Here is a 26049-nt window from a genome sequence, read left to right as displayed (position 1 = left end):
CGACCCACCCGACCCGACCCGACCGATCCGCCTGAGCCCGTCCGCATCCGTCCGCGTACGCACGACCACCGCCGTGCCGAGGAGCGAGGAACGTAAGTGATACTGCCCATCGGGCCCTACGGGACCTGGCCGTCCCCCATCGACGCCACCCTGGCGGCCTCGCACGGCGGGCGCCCCGAGTACGTGGGGACGGTCGGCGACGAGGTGTGGTGGACCGAGCCGCGCCCGGAGGAGGGCGGCCGGCGTGCGCTCGTACGCCGCCGCGCCGACGGCCACGAGGAGCCCGTGCTGCCGGCGCCCTGGGACGTCCGCAGCCGGGTGATCGAGTACGGCGGCCTGCCCTGGGCGGCGGCGGAGCGGCCCGCCGACGGCCCGCTCGCCGTCTTCGTCCACCTCCCCGACCAGCGGCTGTACGCGTACGAGCCGGACGGCGCCGTGCTGCCGCGCCCGCTCACCCCGGTGTCGGCCGTCGGCGGCGGGCTCCGCTGGGCCGACCCGGTGATCCACCTGGACCGGGGCGAAGTCTGGTGCGTCATGGAGGAGTTCACCGGTGAGCGGCCCACCGACGTACGCCGGGCGATCGTGGCCGTTCCGCTGGACGGCTCTGCCGCCGGGGACCGTACGGCCGTCACCGAACTCTCCGACGACCGGCACCGCTTCGTCACCGGACCCCGGCTCTCGCCGGACGGGCGCTCCGTCGCCTGGATCGCCTGGGACCATCCGCGGATGCCGTGGGAGGGCACCGAGGTGCTGCTCGGCCAGGTCACCGCACCCGACCCCGCCACCGGCACGGTCCCCTTCACCGGGGTCCGGCGGGTCGTGGGGGACACCGACGAGTCGGTCGCGCAGGTCGACTGGGCGCCCGACGGCTCGCTGCTCCTCGTCTCCGACCTGAGCGACTGGTGGGAGCTGCAACGGGTCCGCCCCGACGGGTCCGGCGACGGTGTCGTCGCGAGTACGGCGCTCTGCGCCGGCCGCCGGGAGGAGTTCGGCGGCCCGTTGTGGAAGATCGGTCTGCGGTGGTTCCAGCCGCTGGCGAACGGGCTGATCGCCGTCGTCCACGGCCGGGGCTCCACCGCGCTCGGCATCCTCGACCCCGGGACCGGCGAACTCGTCGACGCCGCCGGGCCCTGGACGGAGTGGGCCCCCACCCTCGCCGTCCGGGGCGACCACGTCATCGGCGTCGCCGCCAGCCCGCGCAGCGCGTACGAGGTCGTGGAGGTGGACACCCGTACGGGAGAGGCGCGCGTCGTCGGCTCGGCGCACCACGACCCCGTGGACCCCGCGTACTACCCCGAGCCCCAGATCCGTACCTTCACCGGTCCCGACCACCGCGAGATCCACGCCCACATCTATCCGCCGCACCACCCGGGCCGCGCAGCCCCCGCCGACGAACTGCCGCCGTACGTGGTGTGGGCCCACGGCGGACCCACCGGGCACGCGCCCCTCGTCCTCGACCTGGAGATCGCCTACTTCACCTCGCGCGGCATCGGCGTCGCCGAGGTCAACTACGGCGGCTCCACCGGCTACGGGCGCGCCTACCGCGACCGGCTGCGCGAACAGTGGGGCGTGGTCGACGTCGAGGACTGCGCGGCCGTCGCCGAGGCGCTGGCCGACGAGGGCACCGCCGACCGCGCCAGGATCGCCGTACGCGGCGGCAGCGCCGGCGGCTGGACCACGGCGGCCTCCCTCACGGCCACGGACGTCTACGCCTGCGGCACGATCATCTACCCCGTCCTCGATCTGGTCGGCTGGGCCACCGACGAGACCCATGACTTCGAGTCCCAGTACCTCCACTCGCTGATCGGGCCCTTCGACGAGGTCCCCGGCCGCTACCGCGACCGCTCACCCCTCCAGCACGTCGACCGGATCACCGCGCCGTTCCTGCTGCTCCAGGGACTCGACGACGTGATCTGCCCGCCCGCCCAGAGCGCGCGCTTCCTGGAGCGCACGGCCGGACGCGGCATCCCGCACGCGTACATCGCCTTCGAGGGCGAGGGGCACGGCTTCCGCAGGGCCGACACGATGGTGCGTGCGCTGGAGGCCGAACTCTCCCTGTACGCACAGACCTTCGGCATCACCCGCACCGATGTCCCGCGTCTGGAGCTGACGACATGACCCCTCCGTCCGGACCACGGGTGACGCCCCTGACCCGGCCCGCGCGGCTGCGGCCGGGGGCCCGCGTCGCCGTCGTGGCGCCCAGCGGCCCGGTCCCCGCCGACCGGCTCGACGCCGGACTCGACGTCCTGCGCGGCTGGGACCTCGACCCCGTGGTGGCCCCCCACGTCCTGGACGTCCACCCCCACGGCTACCTCGCCGGCGGCGACGCGGACCGCGCCCGCGACCTCCAGGAGGCGTGGTGCGACCCGTCCGTCTCCGCCGTGTTCTGCGCCCGGGGCGGGTACGGGGCCCAGCGCATGGTGGATCTGCTCGACTGGACCGCGATCCGCGCCGCGGGCCCCAAGGTCCTCGTCGGCTACAGCGACATCACCGCGCTCCACGAGGCGTTCGCCGTCCGGGCGGGGCTGGTCACCCTGCACGGCCCGATGACCGCCACCCTCACCTTCCTCAAGGACCCCGGGACGCAGGAGTCGCTGCGCGCCACCCTGTTCGCGCCCGAGTCGGTACGCACCCTCGGCCTGGACACGGCGCGCGGGCTGGTCCCGGGTCGGGCGCGCGGCGTCACCCTCGGCGGCTGCGTCAGCCTGCTCGCCGCCGACCTCGCCACACCGTACGTCCGGCCCTCCGCCGCCGGCGGGCTGCTGATGATCGAGGACGTCGGCGAGGAGCCGTACCGCCTGGACCGTATCCTCACCCAACTGCTCCGCTCCGGCTGGCTGGACGGCGTCGCCGGGATCGGCCTCGGCTCCTGGGCGCAGTGTGGCCCGTACGAGGACGTTCGGGCGGTGCTGCTCGACCGGCTCGGGGGCCTCGGCGTACCGGTGGTCGAGGAGCTGGGCTTCGGGCACGGCGACACGGCGCTGACGGTGCCGCTGGGCGTGCCCGGGGTACTGGACGCGCAGAGCGCCACGCTCACCCTGGACGTGCCCGCGCTGACCTGACCCGGCCTGCCCCTGCCCTGACCAGCGGCTGACCGGCCGGTCGGCCGGAAACAGCCGAGGCTCAGGAAGGCCCAGGCCGAAGGGTTTCCGGTCTGGGCCTTTTGCGCTTGCCGGAGGGTGGATGACCTCCCGAGGGCTACTTCACGTCGACGTGGTCCGCCGCGGAGGCGACCGCCGGGGTGGTGAGGTTTTCGCCGTCCTGGGTCGCTCAGCGGGCTGCCGCGGGGGTACGGAGCTGTTCGGTCAGCCGTTCGAGTTCGGCCGCCGTGGCGGGGGAGGGGTCGTTGAGTCCGCTGTGCACGGCCGTCGGGCTCTTCAGGAAGCGCCGGAGCGCGGCCACGAGGAGCCCTTGCGGCAGACACCGCAACGCGGCGAACGCGCGAGGCACCGGCGGCGCCCCCAACGCGGCGAGGTTCCGCCGCATGAGGTGGAGCATGCCGCGGACCGCGTCCGGGTCGTCGGCCAGCACCACCGGGCCGCCCGCCGCATGCACCGCCTGCCCGAGCGGGACCTCGAAGGCGGCGTGCGTCCTGAGCCAGGCATCCATCTGCGGCTCGGCCTTGGCGTTGATCCCGGCGGTACGGAACGTCTTTACGATCCGTTCCAGTCGCGGGGTGGTACGGCCGTCGGGCTCGCCGATCGGCGTCGCGACCCGGCGGGTGATGAAATCGGTCTTGCGGTAGCGGACCACGTCGCCGTCCATCGTGCCGCCGGTCGTGGGGAAGCCGAGCAGCACCCGCTCGTGGCCGATCGCCGCACCCAGCGTCTCCGGGCCGGCTGCCCAGTTGAGCAGGAACAGCACGTCACCTTGGACACCGGCGAGTGATTCCAGCACCGCGTCCACCTGGTGGGTGCGGACGAAGACGGTGATCAGGTCGTACCCGCCGTCCGGGTGCTCGACCACCGGTACCGGCACCCGCCCGACAACTGGGCCGTCCTCCTCGGCGAGTCGCACTCCGTGCCGGCGCAGGGCGGTCAGGCGCTCGCCCCGGGCGAGGAGCGAGACGTCGTGGCCGGCCTCATGCATGCGGGCGGCGAACAGGCTGCCGCAAACCCCGGCGCCGTACACGAGCAGCTTCATGGCAGTCCTCATTCACACGTTCGTTTGATTCATACGTTCGTTTCATTCAAACATATGTAGAGTCCCTCGTGTGGCGACCCCAGACACCCGCACCCAGGTCCTCGACGCGGCCGAGTACCTCTTCGCCGAGCATGGATACCGCGGCACCTCGGTCCGCGCGATCACCAAACTCGCCGGCGCGAACCTGGCCGCCGTCGGCTACCACTTCGGCTCGAAGGCGGAGCTGATGGCCGCGGTGGTCCGCCGCGTGGTCGAGCCCATCAACGCCGCCCAGTGCGCCGGGCTCGACAAACTGCTCGCCCGGACCCCCGACCCGCCGGTCGGTGAACTGGTGGAGGCGTTCGCGGGGCCGCTGTTCGACGAGATGCCGGCCGGCGACGACGGCGGCGCCCGGACGTCCCGGCTGATCATGACGATCCTCAGCGACCCGGCCGAGGAGGCACGCGCCTGGACCGGCCCGGCCGAGGCCTCGGTCGCCGAGCGCTACCTCGCGGCCTTCGCACGCGTCCTGCCCGGCCTTTCCCCGGAGGAGCTGCGGTTCCGGATGCGGGGGATCCTCGCCGTGACGGCCGTCGACCGCCTTGAGGTCCACCAGCAGCCCTCCCCTGGCTGCGCGTCCCCGGTAGCGGGCGAGGCGGCCCGGCGATGGGCGATCACGTTCCTGACGGCGGCGATGAGTGGGCCACCGACCCGGACCTGACGACCCAGGACAGAGGCCGGCGGCGCGGGCCCGACAGAGGACCGCCGCACGGCTGGTCGCCGAAGCCGGAGGAACGTGGAGCCGATGCGCCCCCGGCGGCCACACACGGTGACACCAGATCCATCAGGAAGAACACGAGGAGCACTCCAGCCGACCGGGCCGCACATCATCCCTGCCCGACGCCCCTGTCGAGCAGGCCCAGGGCTGAGTACAAGGGAGACGGAGAGGGCCATCCACACGGCAAATGCCCCGCCACCGCAGAGCACTGCGCGTGGAATGCTTCCGTCCGCTGCCCAGGACGGCACACCAGCGATGACTGCGACCAGTAGGGACAGGGCAGTTGCCAGGGCGACGAGCGAGAGGCGCGTCAAAGGTCCGGAACTCAACGGCCGGCATGGCCCGGTCTAAGCTGGCGCGATGCCCGGACTTCCCACCCCGCTCGCCGAGGGCGCCCGTACGTATCTCCGTCCGTTCCGCCACGAGGACGCCGACGAGTTCACCGCCCTCGCCCGCGCGAGCCGGGAACTGCACCGGCCCTGGCTCTTCCCGCCGGACGAGCCCGCCGCGTACGCCGCGTACGCGGACCGGCTCATCGAGGACCCCGCGCGGGCCGGCCACCTCGTCTGCGCCCGCGAGGACGACCGCATCGCCGGGTTCATCAACATCAACAACATCGTCCGGGGCGCGTTCCTGTGCGGGGCGCTCGGGTACGGCGCCTTCGCGCACGCCGCCGGGCGCGGGCTGATGAGCGAGGGGCTGGGGCTGGTCCTCCGCCACGCCTTCGGCCCGCTCGGTCTGCACCGCCTCGAAGCCAACGTCCAGCCCGCCAACACCGAATCCCTCACGTTCGTACGGCGCGCCGGGTTCCGGCCGGAGGGCTACTCGCCGGACTTCCTGCTCGTCGACGGCAGGTGGCGCGACCACGAGCGCTGGGCGATCACCGCGGTGCCGTCGCGGCCCCCTTCGGCCCCTTCCGGTTGATCTTCATCGTGTCCAGATCGGTCACCGTGGACCGCAGTGACCCGTGGCCGCAGCCGAGCGCCCGCAGCGCCGCCTCGGCCCGCTCCTCGGCGAACGCGCCCGCCATCTCCTCGCCGTCCGCCGCGTCCGAGACCACCTCGTAGCGGTAGCTGAAGTGCTTCAGCGTCGCGTCGTACGTGAGCGAGCCCTCCGGGGTGAACCGCATCTGCGCCAGCCCGTGCGAGTCCAGCTCCGCGAGGAGCCGGGCGCGGTTCTCGTCCGTCAGCCCCTCCCACGCCCCGCGCACGATCACCCGGTACGTGTGCTGAGTGCTCATCCCGCCGCTCACTTCCTCTTCCGTGGTCGGGACCGGTGACCGAACCGGGCCCTCCGCATGCCTTGAGGGCGCAGCGTACGACGGAGAGGATGGCGCGCACGCGGAATTTCGTGGCCGTCGACTTCTCCCGCCTCGGCCGCTACCCGCCAAGGGCGGCAGGAGTGGCCGCCGCCCGCCCGTCGAGGCCGGTCAGGCCTCCGGGACCACCTTGCGGTCGGCGTACTCGAAGATCGAGCCGTCGGGGTGGACGGCGATCAGATTGCGCCCCGCCGGGGTCGGTACCGGGCCCGCGACGACCCGGGCGCCGCCGCCGGCGAGCACCGTGAGCGTCTCGTCGACGTCCTTGACCGCGATGGTCGCCGTCACCTTGCGCAGGACGTCGATCTCCGAGGCGGGACCGCTCATCAGGAGGAAGCAGCCGACGGCGGCGACAGAGACCCCGCCGCGCTCGAAGCGGAGCGCGGGGCTTCCGGTGAGACGTTCGTAGAACGCCACCGACGTCTCCAGGTCGTCGACGCAGATACGCAGCGTGGTTCCCATGATTTCCATGCCCACCAGGTTAGTTGGCCCGGTGGGCGCGCGGGGGAGAGGGCGGCTCAGGCGCGGCAGCGGATCTCGCCGTGCGGGACCATGAACCCGGCGTCCCGCGCCGCGCCCCACTCCCGCCACGCCGCGGCGATCTCCGAGAGCTGTTCACGCGTCGCGTGTCCGCCGTCGACCGCCCGCCGCGCGTAGTCCGAAGCGACCGTACGGTCCGCCCACAGCCCGCTCCACCACGCGCGCTCCTCGGGCGTGGCGAAACACCAGGCCGTGGCGGTCGCGGCGATCTCGGTGAACCCGGCGCGCCGCGCCCAGGACAGCAGCCGGCGCCCCGCATCGGGTTCCCCGCCGTTGGCGCGCGCCACCCGGCGGTACAGCTCCTGCCAGTCGTCCAGCGGCGGTACGGCGGGGAACCAGGTGAAGGCGGCGTAGTCCGAGTCCCGCGCCGCCACCGTGCCGCCGGGCCGGCAGACCCGGCGCATCTCGCTCAGGGCCCGGACGGGGTCGCCGACGTGCTGGAGAACTTGGTGGGCGTGGACGATGTCGAAGGAGTCGTCGGGGAAGTCCAGGGAGTGGACATCGGCGACCGCGAAGCGGACGTTGGTCACGCCCGCGGCCCGTGCCGTCGCCCGCGCCGTGTCGAGGACGCCCTCGGAGGCGTCGACGGCCGTCACCGTCCCCGGCGCGACGAGCGCGGCCAGATCGGCGGTGATGGTCCCGGGCCCGCACCCCACGTCCAGTACGTCCTGACCGGCCCGGAGTTCGGGCAGGAGGTAGGCCGCGGAGTTGGCGGCCGTGCGCCAGGCGTGCGAGCGCAGCACGGACTCGTGGTGCCCGTGGGTGTAGACGGCGGTCTCCTTCGGCATGGCCGGACTCCCTCTCGTGAAGTGGTCAGGCCACGCTACGCCCCCATGTCGCATCATGAGATACGCGTCTTACTATGCGGTCATGTCAGGGTTGAGCGGCCGTACGGCGAGCCCGTCGATCACCGCGGTCGGCGGTGCGCCCTCCGAGAGCAGCAGCGCGGTGATCGCGTCGGCGGGCCCGCCCTTCCCGCTCGCGGATCGGTTCGTACGCGGCGTACCCCCGGCCCCGCGTGGCACGGTGCGGCCGGTACCCCAACTCCGTTGCGCGCCGGTCCGGTTCGCCCCCGGGCTCGGCTCGGGGGCGACTCCCGCGATCCTCGGCCGCGCGCCGGGGGCTGTCCAGCGGATATTCCGGCGGGGGCGGTTACAGCAGCGCCTGCGGGCGGTAGACCGTCAGCGCGTCGATCGCCTTGTCCAGCGTCAGCTCCCCCGGAGCCTCGGCCACTTCACCGTCGAACGCGAGCCGGGTCCCCGGCGCGATGTTCTTGATCCGCACCCGGCGCATCCGCACCGCCGCGTGGACGGGCGAGCGGCTCAGCGGGCCGGCCAGCGCGGCGGCGAGCAGGCGGGCGCCCGGGGCCCGGCCGCCGTGCACGATGCGCAGGTCCAGCAGGCCGTCGGCCAGATTCTGCCGGTGGCCGGGGGTGGGGCCCATCTGCTGGTAGATCCCGTTGCCCGCGAACAGCAGCCACAGTGACCGCCGCCTGCCCTCGAACTCCGCGTCGATCTGGTGCTCACCGCGGAGCACCCGCGCCGCCGCCAGCACCCCGGCGGGCCAACCGCCGATCCGGGGCGCCCACTGCTCGCGCACCCGGACCAGCTCCGGATAGACGCCCAGGCTGAAGGTGTTGACGAAGTGGCCGGGCGCGCCGCCGTCAGGACCCGGGGTGAAACGCCCGAGGTCTATCCGTACGGCGTCCCCGGCCGTCAGCGCCCGGCAGGTGTCGTGGACGCTCTCGATGCCCAGGTCGTACGCGAAGTGGTTGAGCGTGCCGCCCGGGAAGACCGCCAGCGGCAGCGTGTGGCGTACGGCGACCGACGCGGCCCGGTTGATCGTTCCGTCGCCGCCGAGGACGCCCAGCGCGCGGCAGTCGGCCGCCGCCTTCTCCAGCTCCGTGTCCACCTCCTCCGGCGCGCAGACCACGACCCGCGCGAACGGCAGCGCCTCGCGCACCAGCTCCGCCGTGTCCGAGGACCCCGAGGCGCGGTTGACGACGACGGTCAGCCCCCGGCCGCCGGGCAGCGCGGGCGCCTGGGTGTGCGGCCGTCCCGGGGCGGGCAGTTGCGAGCGCGTCGGCACCATCCCCCGTACCGCGTAGGCCGCCCCCACCCCCAGCGCCGCACCCGCCAGGACATCGCTCGGATAGTGCACGCCGGTGTAGACCCGGGACAGTGCCACGGCGGCGGCCAGCGGCGCGACCGCGGCGCCCCACCCCCTCGACTCCAGCGCCACCCCGGTCGCGAACGCCGCCGCCGAGGCCGCGTGACCCGACGGGAAGGACGAGGTGAACGGCTGCCGCTTGAGCCGCCGCATCACCGGGACGACATCGAGCAGCGGACGCTGCCTGCGCACCGCGCGCTTGCCCACCGTGTTGATGGCCGCCGACGCGACGGCCAGCGACGCCACGCCCCGCAGGGCCGCCCGGCGCGAGCGCGCGCTGCCGCCCAGCACAGCCATCCCCGCCGCCGCCCCGATCCAGAGCAGCCCGTGGTTCGCGCTGCGGCTCAGCCGGGGCAGTACGGGGTCGGCACCCGGCCAGTTCCGGTCGGCGACCGCCCGGAAGGCCCGGTCGTCCCAGGATTCGAGCAGCGCGGCGATCCGGGCGCGGCTGACGGCGGAGGCGGAGGCGGCAGCGGTGTTCGGCATGGCACGCGAATACCCCGACGGGGGCGGACCAAGCGGACCGGCCGGACCGGCGGACGGCGGGACGGACGAGCGGGCGGATGCCGGTCCGGACGAAAATCTGGACCACGGGTGGGACGACGGGGTGGCGGAACCCGAGAAGCGCACAGGTACAAACCTCCGTATAAAGGGCTCAAGACAGTGGGCTCACGGGACGGACCGCCCCAATGGCGGCCACGGAGGTGGCACATATGCGGCGGACGGCTCCCGAGGGCCGTGGTCCCGTACGCTACGGCCCGCCCGCCCCCGAGTCGGGACTGCCCGCGCTGCCCGAGCTGACCGAGGCGTGCGCGGCGGCGGCCGGGCGGACCGATCCTGAACCGCCCGGCGGCGGCGCCGTCCTCCGCGAGGCCGCCTGCGGCTACTGGTCCCGCCGCGGGCTGACCGACGGCCTCGACGACGTGGCCGCCGCCCCCGGCGCACAGCCGCTGCTCCTCGCGCTGCTCGCCGCGCACGGCGGTGACGTCCTCATGCCCCGGCCCTGCCCCGCCTGGTGGACGCCGCAGGCCCGGCTGCTGGGCCGGCCCGCCTACCACGTGCCGGCCCCCGCCGACGCGGGCGGCGTGCCCGACCCGTACGCCCTGCTGGAGACCGTCCGCCGGGTCCGGGCGGAAGGCGGCGATCCGCGGGTGCTGCTGCTCTCCCTCGCCGACGACCCCACGGCCACGGTCGCCCCGCCCGAACCGGTCCGCGCGGCGTGCGAGGCGGCGATCGCCGAAGGGCTGCACATCATCAGCGACGAGACCTGGAGCGACACCCTGCACCGCCCGCACGAGACGGTGCTGCTCAGCCCGGCCCGGATGTGGCCCGACGAGGTCACCATCGTCTGCGACGCGGTGGGTTCGCTCCTCCCGGCAGCCTGGCCCATGGCCGTCGCCCGTTACCCCGCGACCCCGGCCGGGTCCGCCCTGCGCGCCAGGACCCTCGACATCCTCACCGCGCTCGGCGCCTTCGTCGCGGGGCCCGTCGCCGCTGCCGCCGCCCACGCGCTGGACGAACCGGAGGCGGTCACGGCGCGGGCACGGGACGCCGCCACGCTGTACGGGCGGATCGCCGAGGCCGCTCATCACACGGTGCTCGCCGCCGGGGCCCTCGCCCGCCCACCCCGGGCGGGCCGCCACCTCTACGCCGACCTCGGGCCGCTGCGTCCCCGGCTGGCCGCGCTCGGCGTCACCGACTCCCTGGAGCTGGAGAACCATCTCGGCGCGCGCCTGGGCACGGACACCCCGGGCGGCCACCGGTTCGGGGAGGAACTGGGCGCCCTGCGCGTCCGCCTGCCGACCGGACCGCTGCTCGGGGCGACCCCGGAGCAGCGTCAGGAATCCCTCACCGCGGCGGCGCCCCTGGAACTGCCCCATGTCGTGCGGGCGCTCGGCGACTTCGCGGCGGCCTTCGACGAACTGCGCTGACCGGGGCGGAACACGGCGCCTCCCGCTCGTCCCTGTCTGGACCACGGCGCCTCACGGCCGGCCGCCCTCAGGGCCGGGGTGCGGCTCGGGCCCCGGCCGGATCTCGGCACCTGCGAGCCGGTCCGCCCCCGGCCCACCGGGGCCGGCCTGGTCGCCCGTACCCTCCGTACCCCCCGTACCTTCCGTACGCCGCCGCAGCCTGCGCCAGAGCGCCGGGACGCCGCTGACCACCACCGTCAGCAGCACCGCCGCCAGCACGCCCTCCCACGGCTCGGCGAACAGCGAGCCGCCCGCCACCCCGATGAGCTGGTACGTCGCGGCCCACGCCAGACACGCGGGTATGTCGCCCCGGGCGAACCGGCGCAGCCGCCACTCGCCGAGCAGGCAGGCCAGCATCACCGGAATCCGCCCGGCGGGCACCAGCCGGGACAGCACCAGCACCGTCACCCCGTGCTCCCGCAGCTTGCGCTGGGCTTGTTCGAGGCGGTCGGGCGGGGCGTTCCTGCGCAGCGCCGCCAGCCAGCGCGAACCGTTCTTCGAGCCGACCCCGCGCCGGCCGAGCCAGTACAGCGCGACATCGCCGAGGAAGGCCGCGCAGGACGCCACGAGGAAGAGGTAACCCATCGACAGCGCCGGGAGCGGCGAACTCTGGTGGAACGCCACCACCGCCGCCGTACTCACCACCGCGCCCGTCGGCACCACCGGCACCAGCGCGCCCAGCGCCACCAGCAGGAAGACCGACGGGTAGCCCACGGCCTGCTGCGTCGACTCGGTGGGCACCACGGCGAGCTGGGCCAGGAGCCGGTCGATCACCGTACGACCTCCGGCCGCGCGCTCTCGCCGTGCCGCAGCAGATGTACGGCCACCTCCGGGGCGAGCCGCGCCGCCTTCCGCACGAACTCGTCGCCCGGCGCGTAGAACTCGTGCGGTCTGACCCCGTCGAAGCCGATCGGCCAGTACGTGCCGTAGTGCACCGGCACCGCGGCGCTCGGCGCCAGCCGCGCCAGCGCCTGGGCCGCGCGCCCCGCGTCGAGGTGCTCGGGCCCGAGGTGCGGCCCCCAGCCACCGACCGGCAGCAGCGCCACGTCCACCGGCCCCACGGACTCGGCCATGGTGTCGAAGAGCCCCGTGTCGCCCGCGAAATACGTCCGCGACTCGCCGGTGATGACATAGCCGAGCGCGGGGGAGCGGTGCGGGCCGACCGGCAGCCTGCGCCCGTCGTGGAGCGCGGGCACCGCCCGTACCCGTACCGGCCCGATCCCCACCTCGTCGCCCGCGTCCACCTCCGTGATCCGCAGCCCCGCCGGATTGCGGCGCGCGTCGAGCCGCCGGAGCCCCGGCACCGAACGTTCCGCGCCGCGCGGCACGATCAACCGGGTGCCGGGCGCGAGCCTGGCCAGCGACCGCAGATGGAGATGGTCGGAGTGCAGATGCGAGACGAGCACGGCGTCGGCCACACCCGCCTCCGGCGGCGGTACGGGGCCCAGGCGCCGGCGCAGATGCGCGAGCCGGCGCACGAACACCGGGTCCGTCAGGATCCGCACCCCGGAATCCTCGACCGTACAGGTGGCATGGCCCCACCAGGTGATGACAGTTCCCAACCCGACCTCAGCTCCGTCCGCCCGGCGCGCGCGGGGGCGCGGGGTCTCCCGCTCCCCACCCGGGGCTGCTCCTCGCACTCAGCCTACGGCCGCCACCCGTCCGGCCGGACGCGGTGCGCCCGGACGCGCGCCTCCGACCGCCCCGCGCGCGCCTGCCTCACGAAGGCTTGCGCGGGTTAGGGTCTGCGGAACGAAGGCGGGCCCCGGGGAGACGGGCCCGGAAGTACGCGGGGGAAGCGGGGAAGCGGCATGGGCGAGGTACGCGTGACGGCGATCGCCAGCCTGACGCCGCTGGAGGAGCTGGACCGCGACCCCTTCCTGGTGGACACCCACGGCCAGCACCTGATGTGCGCGCGCTGGGCCGCCGACAAGGGCTACACCGTCACCCGCCAGCTCTACTTCTACCGGCTGCGCCCCGACCACTGCGGCCTGTGGACCGATGTCGAGGAGGGGCTGGTCGACCTCTTCGTCGCCGCCAACGACCGGGTGCTCGAACGGGCGTTCACCTCCGTCCCCGCCTTCGCCGCGGAGTGCGAGCGCCGGGGCGTACGGCTGGAGACGGCCGGCCTGGACGAGCCGCGCTACGACGCGGCGCGCAAGGCGGAGGTCCACCGCAGGCTCTCGATACCGGCGAGGGCGCGCCCCTAGGGTCTTTCCGTGCTCCTTCAGGGCGGGGCGCGGGGGCCCGCCCGGCGCTGTGCGAGGCTGGGGGCCGAGCCCGTGAGCCGTACGGGCCGGACGTGAGGTGAAAGCGCAGTGCTGAGGACCCGGTGCACGACAGCGAGCGGGCTCCCGACGCCCCGCGCCTCCGACTTCGTACGCCGCCCGACGACGCCCGGTGCCGCTGTGACGCCCCGCGTCGTTTCCCTCCTCCGCTCCCGCCCCGGATCCGAAGCCGCGTGAAGCCGCTCACCGATCCGCGTTCCGCCGTGCGCCGGGCCGTGACGGGGCGATGGCGCACGACCGGCCGGGCCCTGCTGCGGGTGATCGTCGTATGGGCGGTGTCCACGGTGACGATGCTGGCGCTCGCCGGCATCCTGCCCGACTTCGAGCTCCAGTCGCCCGACGGGGACAGCCCCACCAGGATCGCGGTCACCGCGGCCTGGGGCGCGGGCGCCTTCGGTCTGCTCGGCGCGCTGGTCTGGCCCGTGCTCGTCCGGGCGCTGCTGCTGGTCCCCGCGCTCGTCCTCGGCCTGCTGGTGTTCTTCCTCAACGGCTCGCTGCTGCTGATCGCGCTCCGGCTCATCCCCGACGGCCGGGGCGCCGCCGACCCGCGGACCGCTGTGGTGGTCGCCGCCGTGATGTCCGCCGTCGCCTCCGCGACCGCCACCGGCCTCGCGGTCGGCGACGACGAGGCGTACCGGCACAGACTCTCGCGCCTCGCCGACCGCCGACGGCGCAGACGGAGCCGGCGCGGGGCCGACGGCGGGCGGGGCGACGTCCCCGGTACGGTCTTCCTCCAGCTCGACGGGGTGGGCCACCAGGTACTGCTGGACGCGGTCGCCGAGGGCGCCGTGCCGCACATCGCGAGCTGGCTGGGGGAGCGCCCCACCCACCGGCTGACCCCGTGGCGCACCGACTGGTCCAGCCAGACCGGGGCCAGCCAGCTCGGCATCCTGCACGGCTCCAACCACGACGTCCCCGCCTTCCGCTGGTACGAGAAGGACACCGGCCGGATCATGGTCAGCAACCGGCCGGCGAGCGCCGCCGAACTCCAGCGCAGGGCCGTCGAGCGCACGGGCGACGGCGGGCTGCTCACCCTCGACGGCGCCAGCCGCGGCAACCTCTTCAGCGGCGGCGCCGACCAGCTCGCGCTGGTGCTCTCCATCGCCGCCCGGCGCGCCAGGGCCAACCGCTCCCGGGCCGGCTACTTCGCGTACTTCTCGGACCCGGCCAACGCCGTGCGTACGGTCGTCTCGTTCGTCGCCGACGTCTGCCGCGAGGTCGGCCAGTCCACCCGGGCGCGGCTGCGCGGTGACCGGCCGCGGGTGGGCCGCGGCGGGCTCTACCCGTTCATCCGGGCCTTCGCGACCGTCGTCGAGCGGGACGTCGTCGTCGCGGCGGTGCTCGGCGACATGCTGGCGGGCCGGACCGCCGTCTACGCCGACCTGGTCGCCTACGACGAGGTCGCGCACCACTCGGGGCCGCACAGCAGGGACGCCGCGCGGGTCCTCGCCCGGCTCGACCGGTCGGTCGGCCTGATCGCGAGGGTCGCCGAGCACGCCCCCCGCCCGTACCGGATCGTGCTCCTCTCCGACCATGGCCAGAGCCCCGGCGAGACCTTCGAGGGCGCGTACGGGCTCACGCTCAAGGACCTCGTGCGGGCCGGGTGCGGGCTGCCCGTCTCCCGCCGGGCCGAGCGGTCCAGGAGCGGGGCGGAGGCACGTGACGCCGCGCGCCACGCCGTCCTCGGCGCGCTGCACCGGCCGGAGCGTACCGAGGACGAGGGGGCGGAGCCTCCCGCGCCCTCCTCGGAGCCGGTCGTGCTCGCCTCCGGGAACCTCGGCCTGATCTCCTTCCCGGACACGCCGGGACGGATGAGCCGCGAGGAGATCGACCGGCGCCACCCCGCGCTGCTGCGGACCCTCGCCAGTCATCCGGGGATCGGCTTCCTGCTGGTACGGAGCGAGGAGCACGGCTCCCTGGTGCTGGGCCACAGCGGTGTCGAGGTCCCCGTCGACGCGCTGGACGACGACGGGCCGCTGGCGGGGATGGGGCCCGGCGCGGCCGACGCGGTGCGCCGTACCGACGGGTTCCCGCACGTCGCGGACATCATGGTCAACTCGATGTACGACCCGGAGACGGGCCGGGTGCACGCCTTCGAGGAGCAGATCGGCTCGCACGGCGGGCTCGGCGGCGAACAGGCGCGGCCCTTCCTGCTGTCGCCGCTGGTGCTCAGCGCTCCAGTGCCCGACCGCGGTGAACTCGTCGGCGCGGAGCAGGTGCACGCCGTCCTCCGGCGGTGGCTGCGCGAGGGCGGCGGGCCTCAGGTGCCGCTCGGGGCGGCGACGGCGGCGACGGCGGCGACGGCGGCCACGGAGGCCACGGAGGCCACGGCGGCCACGGAGGCCACGGAGGCAACTGCGGCAGCGGAGGCGTCCGGTGCGGGCTCCGGAACCGAATCCGGCCCCCGCGCCGGCCCCGGCGTCGGCAGCGAATCCGGCAGCGGATCCGGCCCCGAAGTCGGCTCCGGCGCCGAGGCGAATGCGCTGTCTGCCGGAGCACGCACGGCCGACAACGAGCGGGACCCGGCGTAGCACGCGTCCCCCGTGCGAGCGGTTTCCGCCGGTAGCAGGACCGGGCCGGGCCGCGCATGGGCAGGGGTGGCATGTCCCAGGAGGTCATGCCCATGCGCTGTGCCCCGCCTCTCGCCCCCCGCGCCGCGGCCGCGCACGCCGCCGCCGTGCGCCGGGCCGTGGTGGTGGGGCTGCTGGTACTGATCGCCTTCCTCGGGATCTCGCTCGCCTCCTGCTCCGCGACAGCACGGGCCGCCGACCCTCCGCCGCCCGCCTCCGGCATCCCGAACCCGGGCGGCGGAGCGGAAGGCGAAGGGCAGCAGGACACCGCCGAGACCGATCAGCACACCGACCCCGCCAGGACGGAGCGCCCGGCGAGGGCCCGGATGGAGCCGCCGGACCTTCTGGTGCCGGCCGCCAGGAGGCCGTCCCCGTATCCGGTCCGCCGCGCCCCCGCGGGGCCTCCGCGCGTGGCGGGCCCGACGCGCTGTGCGGTGCTGCGCTGCTGACAGGACGGGCCTCCGCGCGTCCCCAGGGAACTCTCCCGCCCCATCAGCAGCAGCTTCACCCCCTTCACGTTAAGGACACAGCCATGCCCATTGACGCCTTCGCCGCCCTCAACGCCCTGATCCGCGCGGAGGCCGCGCGCGCCGAGACACCGAAGCCGCGCCGCCGGTCCCCGATCCCGAGCCCGTCCGACACCGCCGCTTCCGAACTCGTCCCGGCCACCGAACGGCCGTCCGCGGACGGGGAACCCGGCGAGAGCGGTACGGCGGCGAGCTGATCACCGCCGTACCTCCGGTCGTGCCCGTCCTCTACGCGGGCACGACCGGACCGCGCCGCTCAGGCGCGGCCCCGGGAGAGACTTTCGCGCTCGATCAGCCGGGGGAGCGGGACCTGTACGGCACGGGCCGCGCCGCCGTCGAGGAGCGCGGCCAGCTCGCGCGCCGCGATCCGGCCGAACGCGACCGAGTCGCGGGACAGCGCCGTCAGCCACGGCCGGACCAGCCGGCACAGCGCCGAGTCCTCCCAGGAGATGACCGAGACGTCGCCGGGCACCGCGAGCCCGAGCCCGGCCGTGACCGCCGTGCCGGCCGCCGCCATCACGTCGTTGTCGTAGATCAGGGCCGTCGGCGGGCAATCCTCCTCCAGCACCCGGCGGGTCACCGCGGCGCCCTGCGTGTCGGAGTAGTCGGTGGTCAGCGAGCGCACCTCGGAGAGGCCGTACCGCTCCGCCTCGGCGCGCAGCGAACGGATCCGCCGCTCGGTGTGGGCGAGCGAGGGCAGTCCGGCGATGTGCACGATCCTGCGGTGCCCCAGCTCGTGCAGCCGCCCCACGATGGCGGCCATCGCGCCCGCGTCGTCCGCCCGCACCCGGGAGAGCGCCGGGTGCGTCCGCGGGTCGCCGTCCGGCAGTTCGCCGATGACGACGGCGGGCAGGCCCAGTTCGTCCAGGACTCCGGGCCGGGGGTCGTCGGTCCTCGGATCGACGACCAGGACACCGTCCACGCGGTGCTCGGCCCACCAGCGGCGGTAGACCGCGCACTCGGCGGACACGTCCTCCACCACCTGGAAGAGGAGGCCGAGTTGGCGTTCTGACAGGATCTCCTGGATGCCGGAGATGAGTTGCAGGAAGAACGAGTCCACGCCGAGGGACGCCGCCGGGCGGGCCAGCACCAGGCCCACGGTGGCCGAGCCCTCGCCGGAGAGCGCGCGGGCGGCGGTGCTGGGGCGCCAGCCGAGCTGTTCCGCGACCCGTCGGACCCGGGCGCGGGTGACCTCCGAGACGCCGGGGCGGTCGTTGAGGGCGAAGGAAACGGCGCTCTCCGAGACCCCGGCGCGCTGGGCGATGTCCTTCATCGTCGGACGGCGCCGCGCGGTGGCACGGCGCACCGGTGGGCGGCCCGTGGCAGGGCGGCCCGTGACCGCCGGGGGTTCCGTGACCGGGGTGCCCGGGACCGCCGGGGACTCCGTGGCCGGTCCGGACGCGGAGGCCGCGGTGGCCCGGGTGTCCCCGGTGGACGGTCGCTTCGCTGTCACCCCGGTGCCCCTTTTCCTGCCGTATCGGACGAGCCATCTGGACCCCGGACTAATGCGCTTGAGTCGCAGCATTCTAAAGCGCATTAGTGATGCACTGCAACTAAGCCGTAATAACCGCTCTGACCTGCGGCGAAACCAACCTGCGTCGTGTTTGTGACGAGAATGTGTTGACTTTCACGCACGCACATTGCAAGGTCTGCTGGGCATAAGGAGTCGGGGCGCCGAAGCTCCGGCTCGCCGACCGCACGTCTGGTCCGAGCAGAAGGAGCCGTTCACCGTGCGCATCTCCCGAAGAGCAGTCGCCCTCGCCGCTGTTCTCGCCACTGTCCTGCCCCTCAGTGCCTGTGGTGGAGGATCCGACGACGAGTCCTCCGACGCCTCGGGTGCCGTCAAGGGCAAGATCACCTTCCAGACCTGGAACCTTCAGGCCAACTTCAAGGACTACTTCAACGGAGTCATCAAGGACTTCGAGAAGGAGCACCCCGGCACGGAGGTGAAGTGGGTCGACCGGCCTGCCGAGGGCTACGCCGACAAGCTCAGCGCGGACGCGGCGGGCGGCACGCTCCCCGACGTCGTCAACATCTCCCCCGACCTGGTGACCCCGCTCGCCAAGGCCGGTCTCGCCCTTGACCTCGACAAGGACAAGACGGCCGCCGGGTACGGCAAGGAGTACCTGCCGGACGCCTGGAAGAGCCACCAGATACCGGGCCTGGAGGGCACGTACGGCTTCCCCTGGTACCTGAACACCGGCCCCACCTTCTACAACAAGCGCCTGTTCAGCGAGGCCGGGCTCGACCCCGAGAACCCCCCGACCACCTACGACCAGGTCTTCAAGGACGGGCTGAAGCTGGCCGAGCAGAGCAACGGCAAGATCGCCACGCTCGCCCAGGTGCCCACCATCGAGGACTTCGGCCGCTACGGCGTCCAGCTCATGAACAAGGAAGGCACCGGCTTCTCCTTCAACGACGCCAAGGGTGTCGAACTGCTCACCGAGTACAAGAAGCTCTTCGAGGCCAAGGCGCTCGACTCCCAGGCGCTGACCGCGACCCCCGAGTCCTCCGGCACCAAGTTCCTCACCGAGTCCGTGGCCATGAACCCGGGCAGCGCGCTGGACCTGGACAACTTCAAGAAGAACGCGCCGAAGCTCTACAAGAACATCGGGATCACGGACCAGATCAGCAACACCGGCAAGGTCAACATGTACGTCATGGGCGTCATGGTCAACTCCAAGACCAAGCAGAAGCCCGCCGCTGTCGCCTTCGCGCACTTCGTGACCGACGCGACCCGCCAGATGTCCTTCGCCAAGCAGGTCGCCATCTTCCCGAGCACCAAGGGCTCCCTGGACGACCCGTACTTCACCAAGGAGGACGGCACCGACGAGACCCGCGTACGGATCGCCGCCGCCAAGTCCCTGAAGAAGGCCGAGAACTACACGCCCGTCCTGTTCAGCGAGCAGATGAAGACCGAGCTGCGCAACCAGGTCGCCAAGGCGCTCCAGGGCAAGCAGAGCCCTCAGGCAGCGCTCGACCAGGCCGTCGAGGCTTGTGACCGTCTGCTCAAGCAGAGCTGAGAGCTGAGCCCCGCACCATGACAAGCTCCACCGCACCCCGGGCACTTCCCCCGGAATCCGCCGCGGCGGGCCCCACGCTCCGGAGCTCCGGCTCCGGAGGCCGTGGGCCCCGCGGCGGGCCCGTCCGCGGGATCCGGCGCCAGCTCTCCCTCAGTCCCTGGCTGTTCGCGGCCCCGGGACTGCTGGTCGTCGGCGCCTTCAGTCTCTACCCCTTCCTCAGCACCCTCATCAACTCCTTCACCGACCGCCGGACCCTCATCTCCGGCAGCTTCGTGGGCCTGGACAACTTCCGGGAACTGATCCACGACGAGATGTTCTGGATCGGCCTGCGCAACAGCACGCTGTACGTCATCTGCGTCGTCCCCGCCCTGGTCCTGCTGCCCCTGCTGCTGGCGATGCTCGTCCAGCGGCAGATCCCCGGCATCACCTTCTTCCGCTCCGCCTTCTACACCCCGGTCGTCGCCTCGATCGTGGTGGTCGGCCTCATCTGGGTCTGGCTGCTCGACGACCGCGGACTGGTCAACTCGGTGCTGGAGGCCGTGGGCGTCGGCCGGGTCGGCTTCCTCAGCGACCAGTGGCTGCTGCTGTTCAGCGCGATGGCCGTCACGGTCTGGAAGGGCCTCGGCTACTACATGATCATCTACTTGGCCGCGCTGGCCAACGTGCCGCGTGAGCTGCACGAGGCCGCGTCCGTCGACGGCGCCGGGGCCGTACGCCGCTTCGTCACCGTCACCGTGCCCGCCGTGCGCTCCACGATGACCCTCGTCGCCGCGCTCTCCTCGGTCAGCGCCTTCAAGGTCTTCTCCGAGGTCTATCTGATGGCGGGACCCAACGGCGGCCCGGCGGGTGAGGACACCACTCTCGTCATGCTCGTCCAGCGGGTCGGCACCGGACTGAGCGGCCGGGTCGGCTACGCCTCCGCGATCTCCGTGGTCGTCTTCGTCGTCACCGTCGCCCTGATGCTGCTGGTGCTCCGCGCCGACCGCAAGGAGGACGCGTGAGCATCCTGAAGACCACCGACGCCGACGGCCGGCGCATCGCGCCCTGGCAGCTCGTGCTCCGCTACACCCTGCTGCTCGTCATGCTCGCCGTGCTGATCGGGCCGTTCCTCTGGCAGCTCTCCACCTCGCTCAAGGGCCCGACGGAGGACATCTACAGCTATCCGCCGACCTTCTTCCCGGACGACGTGACCCTGCACAACTACCAGCGGGTCGCCGAGGTCATCCCGGTGTGGGAGTACGCGTTCAACTCGGTCAAGGTGGCCGTCGCCAATGTGGTCACCAACTGCGTCGGCGCCGCCCTGGCCGGCTACGCGCTCGCGCGGCTGCGTTACCGGGGCCGTACGGCCGCGACCCTGGCGTTCATCCTCGCCATGCTCGTCCCCGTCGAGGGCATCATCATCGCCCAGTTCACCACCATGCGGGACCTCGGCCTGAACAACACCCTCATCGGCGTGCTGCTGCCGGGATCCATCGGCGCGATGAACGTGCTGCTGATGCGCAACGCGTTCCTCAACCTGCCGCAGGAGGTGGAGGAAGCGGCCTTCGTCGACGGCGCCAACGTCTGGCAGCGCTTCCTGCGCATATCGCTGCCCGCCGTGAAGGGCACCCTCGCGGTCGTCGCGATCTTCGCCTTCATGGGCGCCTGGGACGACTTCCTCTGGCCGCTGATCGTTCTCAGCGATCCGGAGAACTTCACCCTGACCATCGGACTCAACTACCTCCACGGCACCTTCGCCCAGGACCCCCGGCTGGTCGCCGCGGGGACGATCATCGCCGTGGCTCCGCTCATCGTGCTCTTCGCCTGCCTCCAGCGTTACTTCTTCCGGGGCGTCGGCGAAGGCGCCGTCAAGGGCTGACACCGGTGCCGCACGCACCGCCCGCACCACCGCACGCACCGCAGGGAAGCAGGACAACGTTGCCACCCAAGAGCACTCCCGCGCCACGCTTCGGCGTCAACTACACGCCCAGTCAGGGCTGGTTCCACCACTGGCTGGACTTCGACCTGGACGACGTACGCGCCGACCTGGACTCGATCGCGGGGCTCGGCCTCGACCACATCCGGGTCTTCCCGCTCTGGCCGCTCTTCCAGCCCAACCGCACCCTGATCAGGCCCCGCGCCGTCGAGCAGCTCGTCCAGCTCGCCGACGCCGCGGCCGAACGCGGCCTGGACGTCAATGTCGACGGGCTCCAGGGCCATCTGTCGAGCTTCGACTTCCTGCCCGCGTGGACCCAGACCTGGCACCGGCGGAACCTGTTCACTGACAACGATGTCGTCTCCGGTCAGGCCGCGTACCTCCGTACGCTCGCCGCCGCCCTCGCGGACCGGCCGAACTTCATCGGCATGACCATCGGCAACGAGATCAACCAGTTCTCCGGGCCGCCGCACCCCGACCCGGACCCCATCACCCCGCAGCAGGCGGGAAGCTGGCTCCGTACGCTGCTCGCGGCGTGCGAGGAGGGCGCGCCCGGCAAGCTCCACCTGCACGCCGAGTACGACGCGGCCTGGTACCAGGACGGACACGCCTTCACCCCCGCGCACGCGGCCACGATCGGCGCCGTCACCGCCGTCCACTCCTGGGTGTTCAACGGCACCGCGCAGCGCCACGGCCGTACCGGCAGCGCCACCGAGCACCACGCCGCGTACATGATCGAGCTGTCCAAGGCCTGGGCCCTGGAACCGCACCGGCCGGTCTGGCTCCAGGAGGTCGGCGCCCCCGCGCCGCTCATCCCCGCCGAGCACGCCGCCGCCTTCACCGAGGCCACCGTCGCGAACGCGCTGGACTGCGAGGACGTCTGGGGCGTCACCTGGTGGTGCTCGCACGACGTCTCGCGCTCGCTGGCCGACTTCCCCGAACTGGAGTACGGCCTCGGCCTGCTGACCAACGACCGGAAGGTCAAACCGGCCGGGGAAGCCCTCGCCCGTACCGTCGCCGCGTGGCGGGAGCGCGCGTACGCGCCCGCGCCCCGCACCCTCGCGCTCGCCGTCGACGTCGGGGACACCGACACCACCGCGACCGCGCCCGACCGCGCCACCTGCGCCCCCGGCGGCGCGTTCTTCGAGGCGTTCGCCCGGCTGACCGAGGCGGGCGCCCGGCCCACCGCCGTCCTCGCGAGCCGGGCCGAGGACGGCGCGCACCTCGCGGCACGCTCCATCACCGAGGTCGTCCACCCCGAAGACGTCCCCTGACCGGCCCACGCCGGACCGGTCCCGGCGACGCGGCCACACTGGACATCCGCACGCGCGGCACGCACGGCACCCCACGCACCCACGCACCTCAGGAGTACCCCTCATGCACGACGACCGCACCCTCGTAGAAGGCCGTCTCAAGCGCGTCCTCGACGAACGCATCAGGCCCGCCGTATACCCCGAGTCGATCCCGCTCGACATCGCCGTCTGGCACGCGCCGGGCGAGCCCGTGCCCGTCGAGGAGGGCATCGCCGGGCCCGTCGAGCCGGTCGCGGCCGGCGACCGCTGGGGCGCGCCCTGGGGCACGAGCTGGTTCCGGGTCTCCGGGACCGTCCCCGAGAAGTGGGCGGGCCGCACCGTCGAGGCGATCCTCGACCTCGGCTTCGACGAGAACATGCCCGGATTCCAGTGCGAGGGCCTGGTCTACCGCCCCGACGGCACCCCGGTGAAGGGCCTCAACCCGCGCAACCAGTGGGTACGGATCGGCGCGCCCGTCGCCGGCGGCGAAGAGGTGCTGCTGCACGTCGAGGCAGCCTCCAACCCGGTGATCCTCGACTACCACCCCTTCCTGCCGACGCAGCTCGGTGACAAGGAGACCGCGGGCAGCGAGCCGCAGTACACCCTCGCCCGGATGGACCTCGCGGTCTTCGACGAGACCGTCTGGCAGCTCATCCAGGACCTGGAGGTGCTCGGCGAGCTGATGGCCGAGCTGCCCGTGGAGGGCGCCCGCCGCTGGGAGATCCTGCGCGCCATCAGCCGCGCGCTCGACGTGATCGACCTCCAGGACGTGAACGGCACGGCCGCCGCCGCCCGCGAACTCCTCGCCGGCGTGCTGGCCACCCCCGCGCCGGCCACCTCCCACCGCATCAGCGCGATCGGCCACGCCCACATCGACTCCGCCTGGCTGTGGCCGCTGCGCGAGACGGTCCGCAAGGTCGCCCGTACGACGGCCAACATGACCGCGCTGCTGGACGACGAGCCCGAGTTCATCTTCGCGATGTCCCAGGCGCAGCAGTTCGCCTGGATCAAGGAACACCGCCCCGAGGTCTACGCGAAGGTCAAGAAGGCCGTCGCGGAAGGCCGGTTCGTACCGGCCGGCGGCATGTGGGTCGAGTCCGACACCAACATGCCCGGATCCGAGGCGATGGCCCGGCAGTTCGTGCACGGCAAGCGCTTCTTCCTCGACGAGTTCGGCATCGAGAACGACGAGGCGTGGCTGCCCGACACCTTCGGCTTCGCCGCCGGGCTGCCGCAGATCATCAAGGCCGCCGGGTCCAAGTGGCTGCTCACCCAGAAGATCTCGTGGTCCACGATCAACAAGTTCCCGCACCACACCTTCCGCTGGGAGGGCATCGACGGCACCCGGATCTTCACCCACTTCCCGCCCGTCGACACGTACAACTGCTCCATGACGGGCGAGCAGATCGCCCACGCCGCGAAGAACTTCAAGGAGAAGGGCGCCGCACGCCACTCGCTCGCGCCCACCGGCTGGGGCGACGGGGGCGGTGGCACCACCCGCGAGATGATCGCCAAGGCGGCCAGGCTGCGCAGCCTCGAAGGCTCCGCGACGGTCGAGTGGGAGACCCCGGGCGCGTTCTTCGCCAAGGCCGAGGCCGAGTACCCGAACACGCCCGTCTGGGTCGGCGAGCTGTACCTGGAGCTGCACCGCGCCACGCTCACCAGCCAGGCCAAGACCAAGCAGGGCAACCGGCGCAGCGAGCACCTGCTGCGGGAGGCCGAGCTGTGGGCCGCCACCGCCGCCGTCAAGGCCGGCGCCGCCTACCCGTACGAACTGCTCGACCGGGTCTGGAAGACGGTGCTGCTCCACCAGTTCCACGACATCCTGCCCGGCTCGTCCATCGCCTGGGTGCACCGCGAGGCGGAGAAGACCTACGCGAAGGTCGCCGCCGAGCTGACCGGTGTCGTCGACGCCGCGCAGCGCGCCCTCGCCGGTGACCCGGCCGGCGGGACGCCCCTGGTCTTCAACGCGGCGCCGCACGCGCGCGGCGGGGTCGCGGCAGGCGGGGCGGGAGCGGCCGGCGCCGTCGCGGGCGCACAGCTCACGGCGCGCGAGAACGGCGGGTTCGTGCTCAGCAACGGCCTGCTGGAGGTCGAGATCGACGGCCGCGGCCTGGTCGTCTCGGCGTACGACATCAGCGCGGAGCGGGAGACCATCGCCCCGGGCGAGGCCGCCAACCTCCTCCAGATCCACCCCGACTTCCCCAACCAGTGGGACGCGTGGGACGTCGACGAGTTCTACCGGAACACCGTCACCGATCTGACGGACGTCGACGAACTCACCGGGATCGAGGCCGACGGAGCCGCGGGCGGCGACGGCGCCGTCGGTGTACGCGTCGTGCGTACCTTCGGCGCGTCGAAGGTCACCCAGCTCCTGACCATCGCCCCGGGCACCAAGCGGCTCGACATCGACACCGAGGTCGACTGGCACGAGACGGAGAAGTTCCTCAAGGCCGCCTTCCCGCTGGACATCCACGCGGAGCGGTACGCTTCGGAGACCCAGTTCGGCCATGTGTACCGGGCCACCCACACCAACACGAGCTGGGAGGCCGCCAAGTTCGAGGCGTGCAACCACCGCTTCGTCCACCTCGACGAGCCGGGCTGGGGCGTCGCGCTGGTCAACGACTCGACGTACGGACACGACGTGACCCGTACGGTCCGCACGTCCGACGCCGGTACGACCACCACCGTCCGGGTCTCCCTGCTGCGCGCGCCGCGCTTTCCCGACCCCGAGACCGACCAGGGCGTCCACCGGTTCCGGCACGCGCTGGCCCCGGGGGCGACGATCGGTGACGCCGTACGGGAGGGCTACCGCGTCAACCTGCCCGAGCGTCGTCTCACCGGATCGGGAGAGGTCGCGCCGCTGGTCACCGTCGACAACGACGCGGTCGTGGTCAGCGCGGTCAAGCTGGCCGACGACGCGAGCGGTGACCTCGTCGTGCGTCTCTACGAGGCGACCGGCGGCCGGGCCAAGGCCCGCGTCGGCCTGGGCTTCGAGGCCACCGGCCTCGCCGTCACCGACCTGCTGGAGCGCCCGCTGACCGACGGGGCCGACGGGGCCGAAGCGTCCGACGAGGCCGCCGGTGCGGGCCGACCGGAGCTGACGGACGGCGCGGTCCTGCTGTCGCTGCGTCCGTTCGAGCTGGTCACGCTGCGGCTGACCCGCGGCTGAGCCGTGTGACGACGCGTGGGCGGCGGACCCCTGACCGGGGTCCGCCGCCCACGCGTACCGGCTCGGCGTTCACCTGTGGCGCTCCGGGCACGCGCCGCCCAGCGCCTGGGCGGACACCAGGTCGAGGAAGCTCCGTTCGTTGCCCGCCAGCCCCGCCGCCGTGAGCGCCGCGTCCGCCTCCGCCATCGGGGCCGTGAGCAGCGGCGCGGCCCCGGGCGCCCGTACGGGGTCGTCCAGGACCGCGCGTACCGCCGCCAGCAGCCGCAGATAGGCGCGGGCCGCGGAGCGCTCGTCCGGGGCGCCGGGGGTACGGGACGTGATGGTGGCCATCGTGGCTTCCTCCCCATGAATCCGTGGATCCGCGG

At 73.2% G+C, this 26049-nt stretch carries 24 protein-coding genes; 14 read left to right on the top strand and 10 right to left on the bottom strand.

All coding sequences use genetic code 11. The features are described 5' to 3' along the window. The first annotated feature begins 99 nt into the window (after nt 1-99). Nucleotides 100-2118, top strand: a complete 2019-nt coding sequence (locus ACFXPL_RS07790; RefSeq protein WP_384914205.1) for a prolyl oligopeptidase family serine peptidase — start codon at nt 100-102, stop codon at nt 2116-2118. Beyond that, the gene (locus ACFXPL_RS07785; protein ID WP_384914133.1) at nt 2115-3062 is read left to right on the top strand and encodes an LD-carboxypeptidase; all 948 of its coding nucleotides are present in this window, start codon (nt 2115-2117) and stop codon (nt 3060-3062) included. Before ACFXPL_RS07790 ends, ACFXPL_RS07785 begins: the two co-directional genes overlap by 4 nt. 208 nt (nt 3063-3270) lie before the next feature. On the opposite strand, the gene ACFXPL_RS07780 is transcribed toward ACFXPL_RS07785, so the two are convergent. Next, complete coding sequence (locus tag ACFXPL_RS07780; RefSeq protein ID WP_384914130.1) at nt 3271-4143, bottom strand: ketopantoate reductase family protein; 873 nt, start codon at nt 4141-4143, stop codon at nt 3271-3273. 70 nt (nt 4144-4213) lie between these two features. On the opposite strand from ACFXPL_RS07780, the gene ACFXPL_RS07775 reads away from it, so the two are divergent. Together ACFXPL_RS07775 and ACFXPL_RS07770 are read left to right on the top strand one after the other, a co-directional pair. Next, a complete protein-coding gene (locus ACFXPL_RS07775; protein ID WP_384914127.1) occupies nt 4214-4843 on the top strand; it encodes a TetR/AcrR family transcriptional regulator in 630 nt (209 codons plus the stop codon). A 417-nt stretch (nt 4844-5260) separates the two neighbouring features. Beyond that, nucleotides 5261-5824, top strand: coding sequence for a GNAT family N-acetyltransferase (locus ACFXPL_RS07770; protein ID WP_384914124.1), 564 nt, complete (start codon nt 5261-5263; stop codon nt 5822-5824). Here the strand turns inward: ACFXPL_RS07770 and ACFXPL_RS07765 are convergent. From ACFXPL_RS07765 to ACFXPL_RS07745, 5 genes are all read right to left on the bottom strand, one after another. Continuing rightward, the gene (locus tag ACFXPL_RS07765) at nt 5781-6140 is read right to left on the bottom strand and encodes a DUF6204 family protein (RefSeq protein WP_384914121.1); all 360 of its coding nucleotides are present in this window, start codon (nt 6138-6140) and stop codon (nt 5781-5783) included. The genes ACFXPL_RS07770 and ACFXPL_RS07765 overlap by 44 nt on opposite strands. A 189-nt stretch (nt 6141-6329) precedes the next feature. Continuing rightward, the gene (locus tag ACFXPL_RS07760; protein WP_384914118.1) at nt 6330-6689 is read right to left on the bottom strand and encodes a VOC family protein; all 360 of its coding nucleotides are present in this window, start codon (nt 6687-6689) and stop codon (nt 6330-6332) included. Between the two features lie 47 nt (nt 6690-6736). After that, entirely contained in the window at nt 6737-7546 is an 810-nt protein-coding gene (locus ACFXPL_RS07755) for a methyltransferase domain-containing protein (RefSeq protein WP_384914115.1), read from the bottom strand. A gap of 72 nt (nt 7547-7618) precedes the next feature. Next, nucleotides 7619-7783 (bottom strand): hypothetical protein, encoded by a 165-nt coding sequence (locus tag ACFXPL_RS07750; protein ID WP_384914113.1) that lies wholly within the window; start codon nt 7781-7783, stop codon nt 7619-7621. A gap of 127 nt (nt 7784-7910) precedes the next feature. Further along, entirely contained in the window at nt 7911-9413 is a 1503-nt protein-coding gene (locus ACFXPL_RS07745; RefSeq protein ID WP_384914110.1) for a bifunctional phosphatase PAP2/diacylglycerol kinase family protein, read from the bottom strand. 227 nt (nt 9414-9640) lie between these two features. On the opposite strand from ACFXPL_RS07745, the gene ACFXPL_RS07740 reads away from it, so the two are divergent. Next, the gene (locus tag ACFXPL_RS07740) at nt 9641-10858 is read left to right on the top strand and encodes an aminotransferase class I/II-fold pyridoxal phosphate-dependent enzyme (protein ID WP_384914202.1); all 1218 of its coding nucleotides are present in this window, start codon (nt 9641-9643) and stop codon (nt 10856-10858) included. Between the two features lie 51 nt (nt 10859-10909). Here ACFXPL_RS07740 and ACFXPL_RS07735 read toward each other — a convergent pair whose 3' ends face one another. Beyond that, nucleotides 10910-11668, bottom strand: coding sequence for a DedA family protein (locus tag ACFXPL_RS07735; protein ID WP_384914199.1), 759 nt, complete (start codon nt 11666-11668; stop codon nt 10910-10912). Further along, nucleotides 11668-12459, bottom strand: a complete 792-nt coding sequence (locus ACFXPL_RS07730; protein ID WP_384914107.1) for an MBL fold metallo-hydrolase — start codon at nt 12457-12459, stop codon at nt 11668-11670. Before ACFXPL_RS07730 ends, ACFXPL_RS07735 begins: the two co-directional genes overlap by 1 nt. A gap of 249 nt (nt 12460-12708) precedes the next feature. Between ACFXPL_RS07730 and ACFXPL_RS07725 the strand changes: the two genes are divergently transcribed. From ACFXPL_RS07725 to ACFXPL_RS07710, 4 genes are all read left to right on the top strand, one after another. After that, nucleotides 12709-13107: a hypothetical protein gene (locus tag ACFXPL_RS07725; RefSeq protein ID WP_384914104.1), complete on the top strand. Its 399-nt coding sequence runs from the start codon at nt 12709-12711 to the stop codon at nt 13105-13107. 368 nt (nt 13108-13475) lie between these two features. After that, on the top strand, nt 13476-15716 hold the full coding sequence (locus ACFXPL_RS07720; protein ID WP_384914196.1) for an alkaline phosphatase family protein: 2241 nt from the start codon (nt 13476-13478) through the stop codon (nt 15714-15716). 92 nt (nt 15717-15808) lie between these two features. Next, nucleotides 15809-16204, top strand: coding sequence for a hypothetical protein (locus tag ACFXPL_RS07715; RefSeq protein WP_384914101.1), 396 nt, complete (start codon nt 15809-15811; stop codon nt 16202-16204). An 83-nt stretch (nt 16205-16287) separates the two neighbouring features. Further along, a complete protein-coding gene (locus tag ACFXPL_RS07710; protein ID WP_384914098.1) occupies nt 16288-16479 on the top strand; it encodes a hypothetical protein in 192 nt (63 codons plus the stop codon). Nucleotides 16480-16538: 59 nt separating this feature from the next. On the opposite strand, the gene ACFXPL_RS07705 is transcribed toward ACFXPL_RS07710, so the two are convergent. Next, complete coding sequence (locus ACFXPL_RS07705) at nt 16539-17555, bottom strand: LacI family DNA-binding transcriptional regulator (protein ID WP_384914193.1); 1017 nt, start codon at nt 17553-17555, stop codon at nt 16539-16541. 457 nt (nt 17556-18012) lie between these two features. Here ACFXPL_RS07705 and ACFXPL_RS07700 point away from each other — a divergent pair, with 457 nt between their 5' ends. The 5 genes from ACFXPL_RS07700 (at nt 18013) to ACFXPL_RS07680 (ending at nt 25684) form a co-directional block, all read left to right on the top strand. Continuing rightward, nucleotides 18013-19305, top strand: coding sequence for an ABC transporter substrate-binding protein (locus tag ACFXPL_RS07700; protein WP_384914095.1), 1293 nt, complete (start codon nt 18013-18015; stop codon nt 19303-19305). A 17-nt stretch (nt 19306-19322) separates the two neighbouring features. Next, nucleotides 19323-20306 (top strand): carbohydrate ABC transporter permease, encoded by a 984-nt coding sequence (locus ACFXPL_RS07695; protein WP_384914092.1) that lies wholly within the window; start codon nt 19323-19325, stop codon nt 20304-20306. Next, on the top strand, nt 20303-21163 hold the full coding sequence (locus tag ACFXPL_RS07690; protein WP_384914089.1) for a carbohydrate ABC transporter permease: 861 nt from the start codon (nt 20303-20305) through the stop codon (nt 21161-21163). The genes ACFXPL_RS07695 and ACFXPL_RS07690 overlap by 4 nt, the downstream gene beginning before the upstream one ends. 59 nt (nt 21164-21222) lie before the next feature. Beyond that, nucleotides 21223-22494, top strand: coding sequence for a glycosyl hydrolase (locus tag ACFXPL_RS07685; RefSeq protein ID WP_384914086.1), 1272 nt, complete (start codon nt 21223-21225; stop codon nt 22492-22494). Between the two features lie 103 nt (nt 22495-22597). After that, entirely contained in the window at nt 22598-25684 is a 3087-nt protein-coding gene (locus ACFXPL_RS07680; RefSeq protein WP_384914083.1) for an alpha-mannosidase, read from the top strand. Between the two features lie 69 nt (nt 25685-25753). Here the strand turns inward: ACFXPL_RS07680 and ACFXPL_RS07675 are convergent, their stop codons facing one another. Then, complete coding sequence (locus ACFXPL_RS07675; protein WP_384914080.1) at nt 25754-26014, bottom strand: hypothetical protein; 261 nt, start codon at nt 26012-26014, stop codon at nt 25754-25756. Nucleotides 26015-26049 lie beyond the last annotated feature (35 nt).

Source organism: Streptomyces sp. NPDC059092 (genome assembly GCF_042756365.1).
Lineage (GTDB): Bacteria > Actinomycetota > Actinomycetes > Streptomycetales > Streptomycetaceae > Streptomyces.
Note: the sequence above shows the minus strand (reverse complement) of the source record. Positions and strands in the feature narration are given on the sequence as shown.

Excerpts from the sequence above, each read along its gene's own strand:
- ACFXPL_RS07725 (WP_384914104.1), top strand. The coding sequence starts at position 12,709 with ATGGGCGAGGTACGCGTGACGGCGATCGCCAGCCTGACGCCGCTGGAG.
- ACFXPL_RS07765 (WP_384914121.1), bottom strand. The coding sequence starts at position 6,140 with ATGAGCACTCAGCACACGTACCGGGTGATCGTGCGCGGGGCGTGGGAG.
- ACFXPL_RS07745 (WP_384914110.1), bottom strand. The coding sequence starts at position 9,413 with ATGCCGAACACCGCTGCCGCCTCCGCCTCCGCCGTCAGCCGCGCCCGG.
- ACFXPL_RS07715 (WP_384914101.1), top strand. The coding sequence starts at position 15,809 with ATGCGCTGTGCCCCGCCTCTCGCCCCCCGCGCCGCGGCCGCGCACGCC.
- ACFXPL_RS07710 (WP_384914098.1), top strand. The coding sequence starts at position 16,288 with ATGCCCATTGACGCCTTCGCCGCCCTCAACGCCCTGATCCGCGCGGAG.
- ACFXPL_RS07755 (WP_384914115.1), bottom strand. The coding sequence starts at position 7,546 with ATGCCGAAGGAGACCGCCGTCTACACCCACGGGCACCACGAGTCCGTG.
- ACFXPL_RS07740 (WP_384914202.1), top strand. The coding sequence starts at position 9,641 with ATGCGGCGGACGGCTCCCGAGGGCCGTGGTCCCGTACGCTACGGCCCG.
- ACFXPL_RS07780 (WP_384914130.1), bottom strand. The coding sequence starts at position 4,143 with ATGAAGCTGCTCGTGTACGGCGCCGGGGTTTGCGGCAGCCTGTTCGCC.
- ACFXPL_RS07695 (WP_384914092.1), top strand. The coding sequence starts at position 19,323 with ATGACAAGCTCCACCGCACCCCGGGCACTTCCCCCGGAATCCGCCGCG.
- ACFXPL_RS07770 (WP_384914124.1), top strand. The coding sequence starts at position 5,261 with ATGCCCGGACTTCCCACCCCGCTCGCCGAGGGCGCCCGTACGTATCTC.
- ACFXPL_RS07675 (WP_384914080.1), bottom strand. The coding sequence starts at position 26,014 with ATGGCCACCATCACGTCCCGTACCCCCGGCGCCCCGGACGAGCGCTCC.
- ACFXPL_RS07785 (WP_384914133.1), top strand. The coding sequence starts at position 2,115 with ATGACCCCTCCGTCCGGACCACGGGTGACGCCCCTGACCCGGCCCGCG.
- ACFXPL_RS07760 (WP_384914118.1), bottom strand. The coding sequence starts at position 6,689 with ATGGAAATCATGGGAACCACGCTGCGTATCTGCGTCGACGACCTGGAG.
- ACFXPL_RS07720 (WP_384914196.1), top strand. The coding sequence starts at position 13,476 with ATGCTGGCGCTCGCCGGCATCCTGCCCGACTTCGAGCTCCAGTCGCCC.
- ACFXPL_RS07705 (WP_384914193.1), bottom strand. The coding sequence starts at position 17,555 with ATGAAGGACATCGCCCAGCGCGCCGGGGTCTCGGAGAGCGCCGTTTCC.
- ACFXPL_RS07680 (WP_384914083.1), top strand. The coding sequence starts at position 22,598 with ATGCACGACGACCGCACCCTCGTAGAAGGCCGTCTCAAGCGCGTCCTC.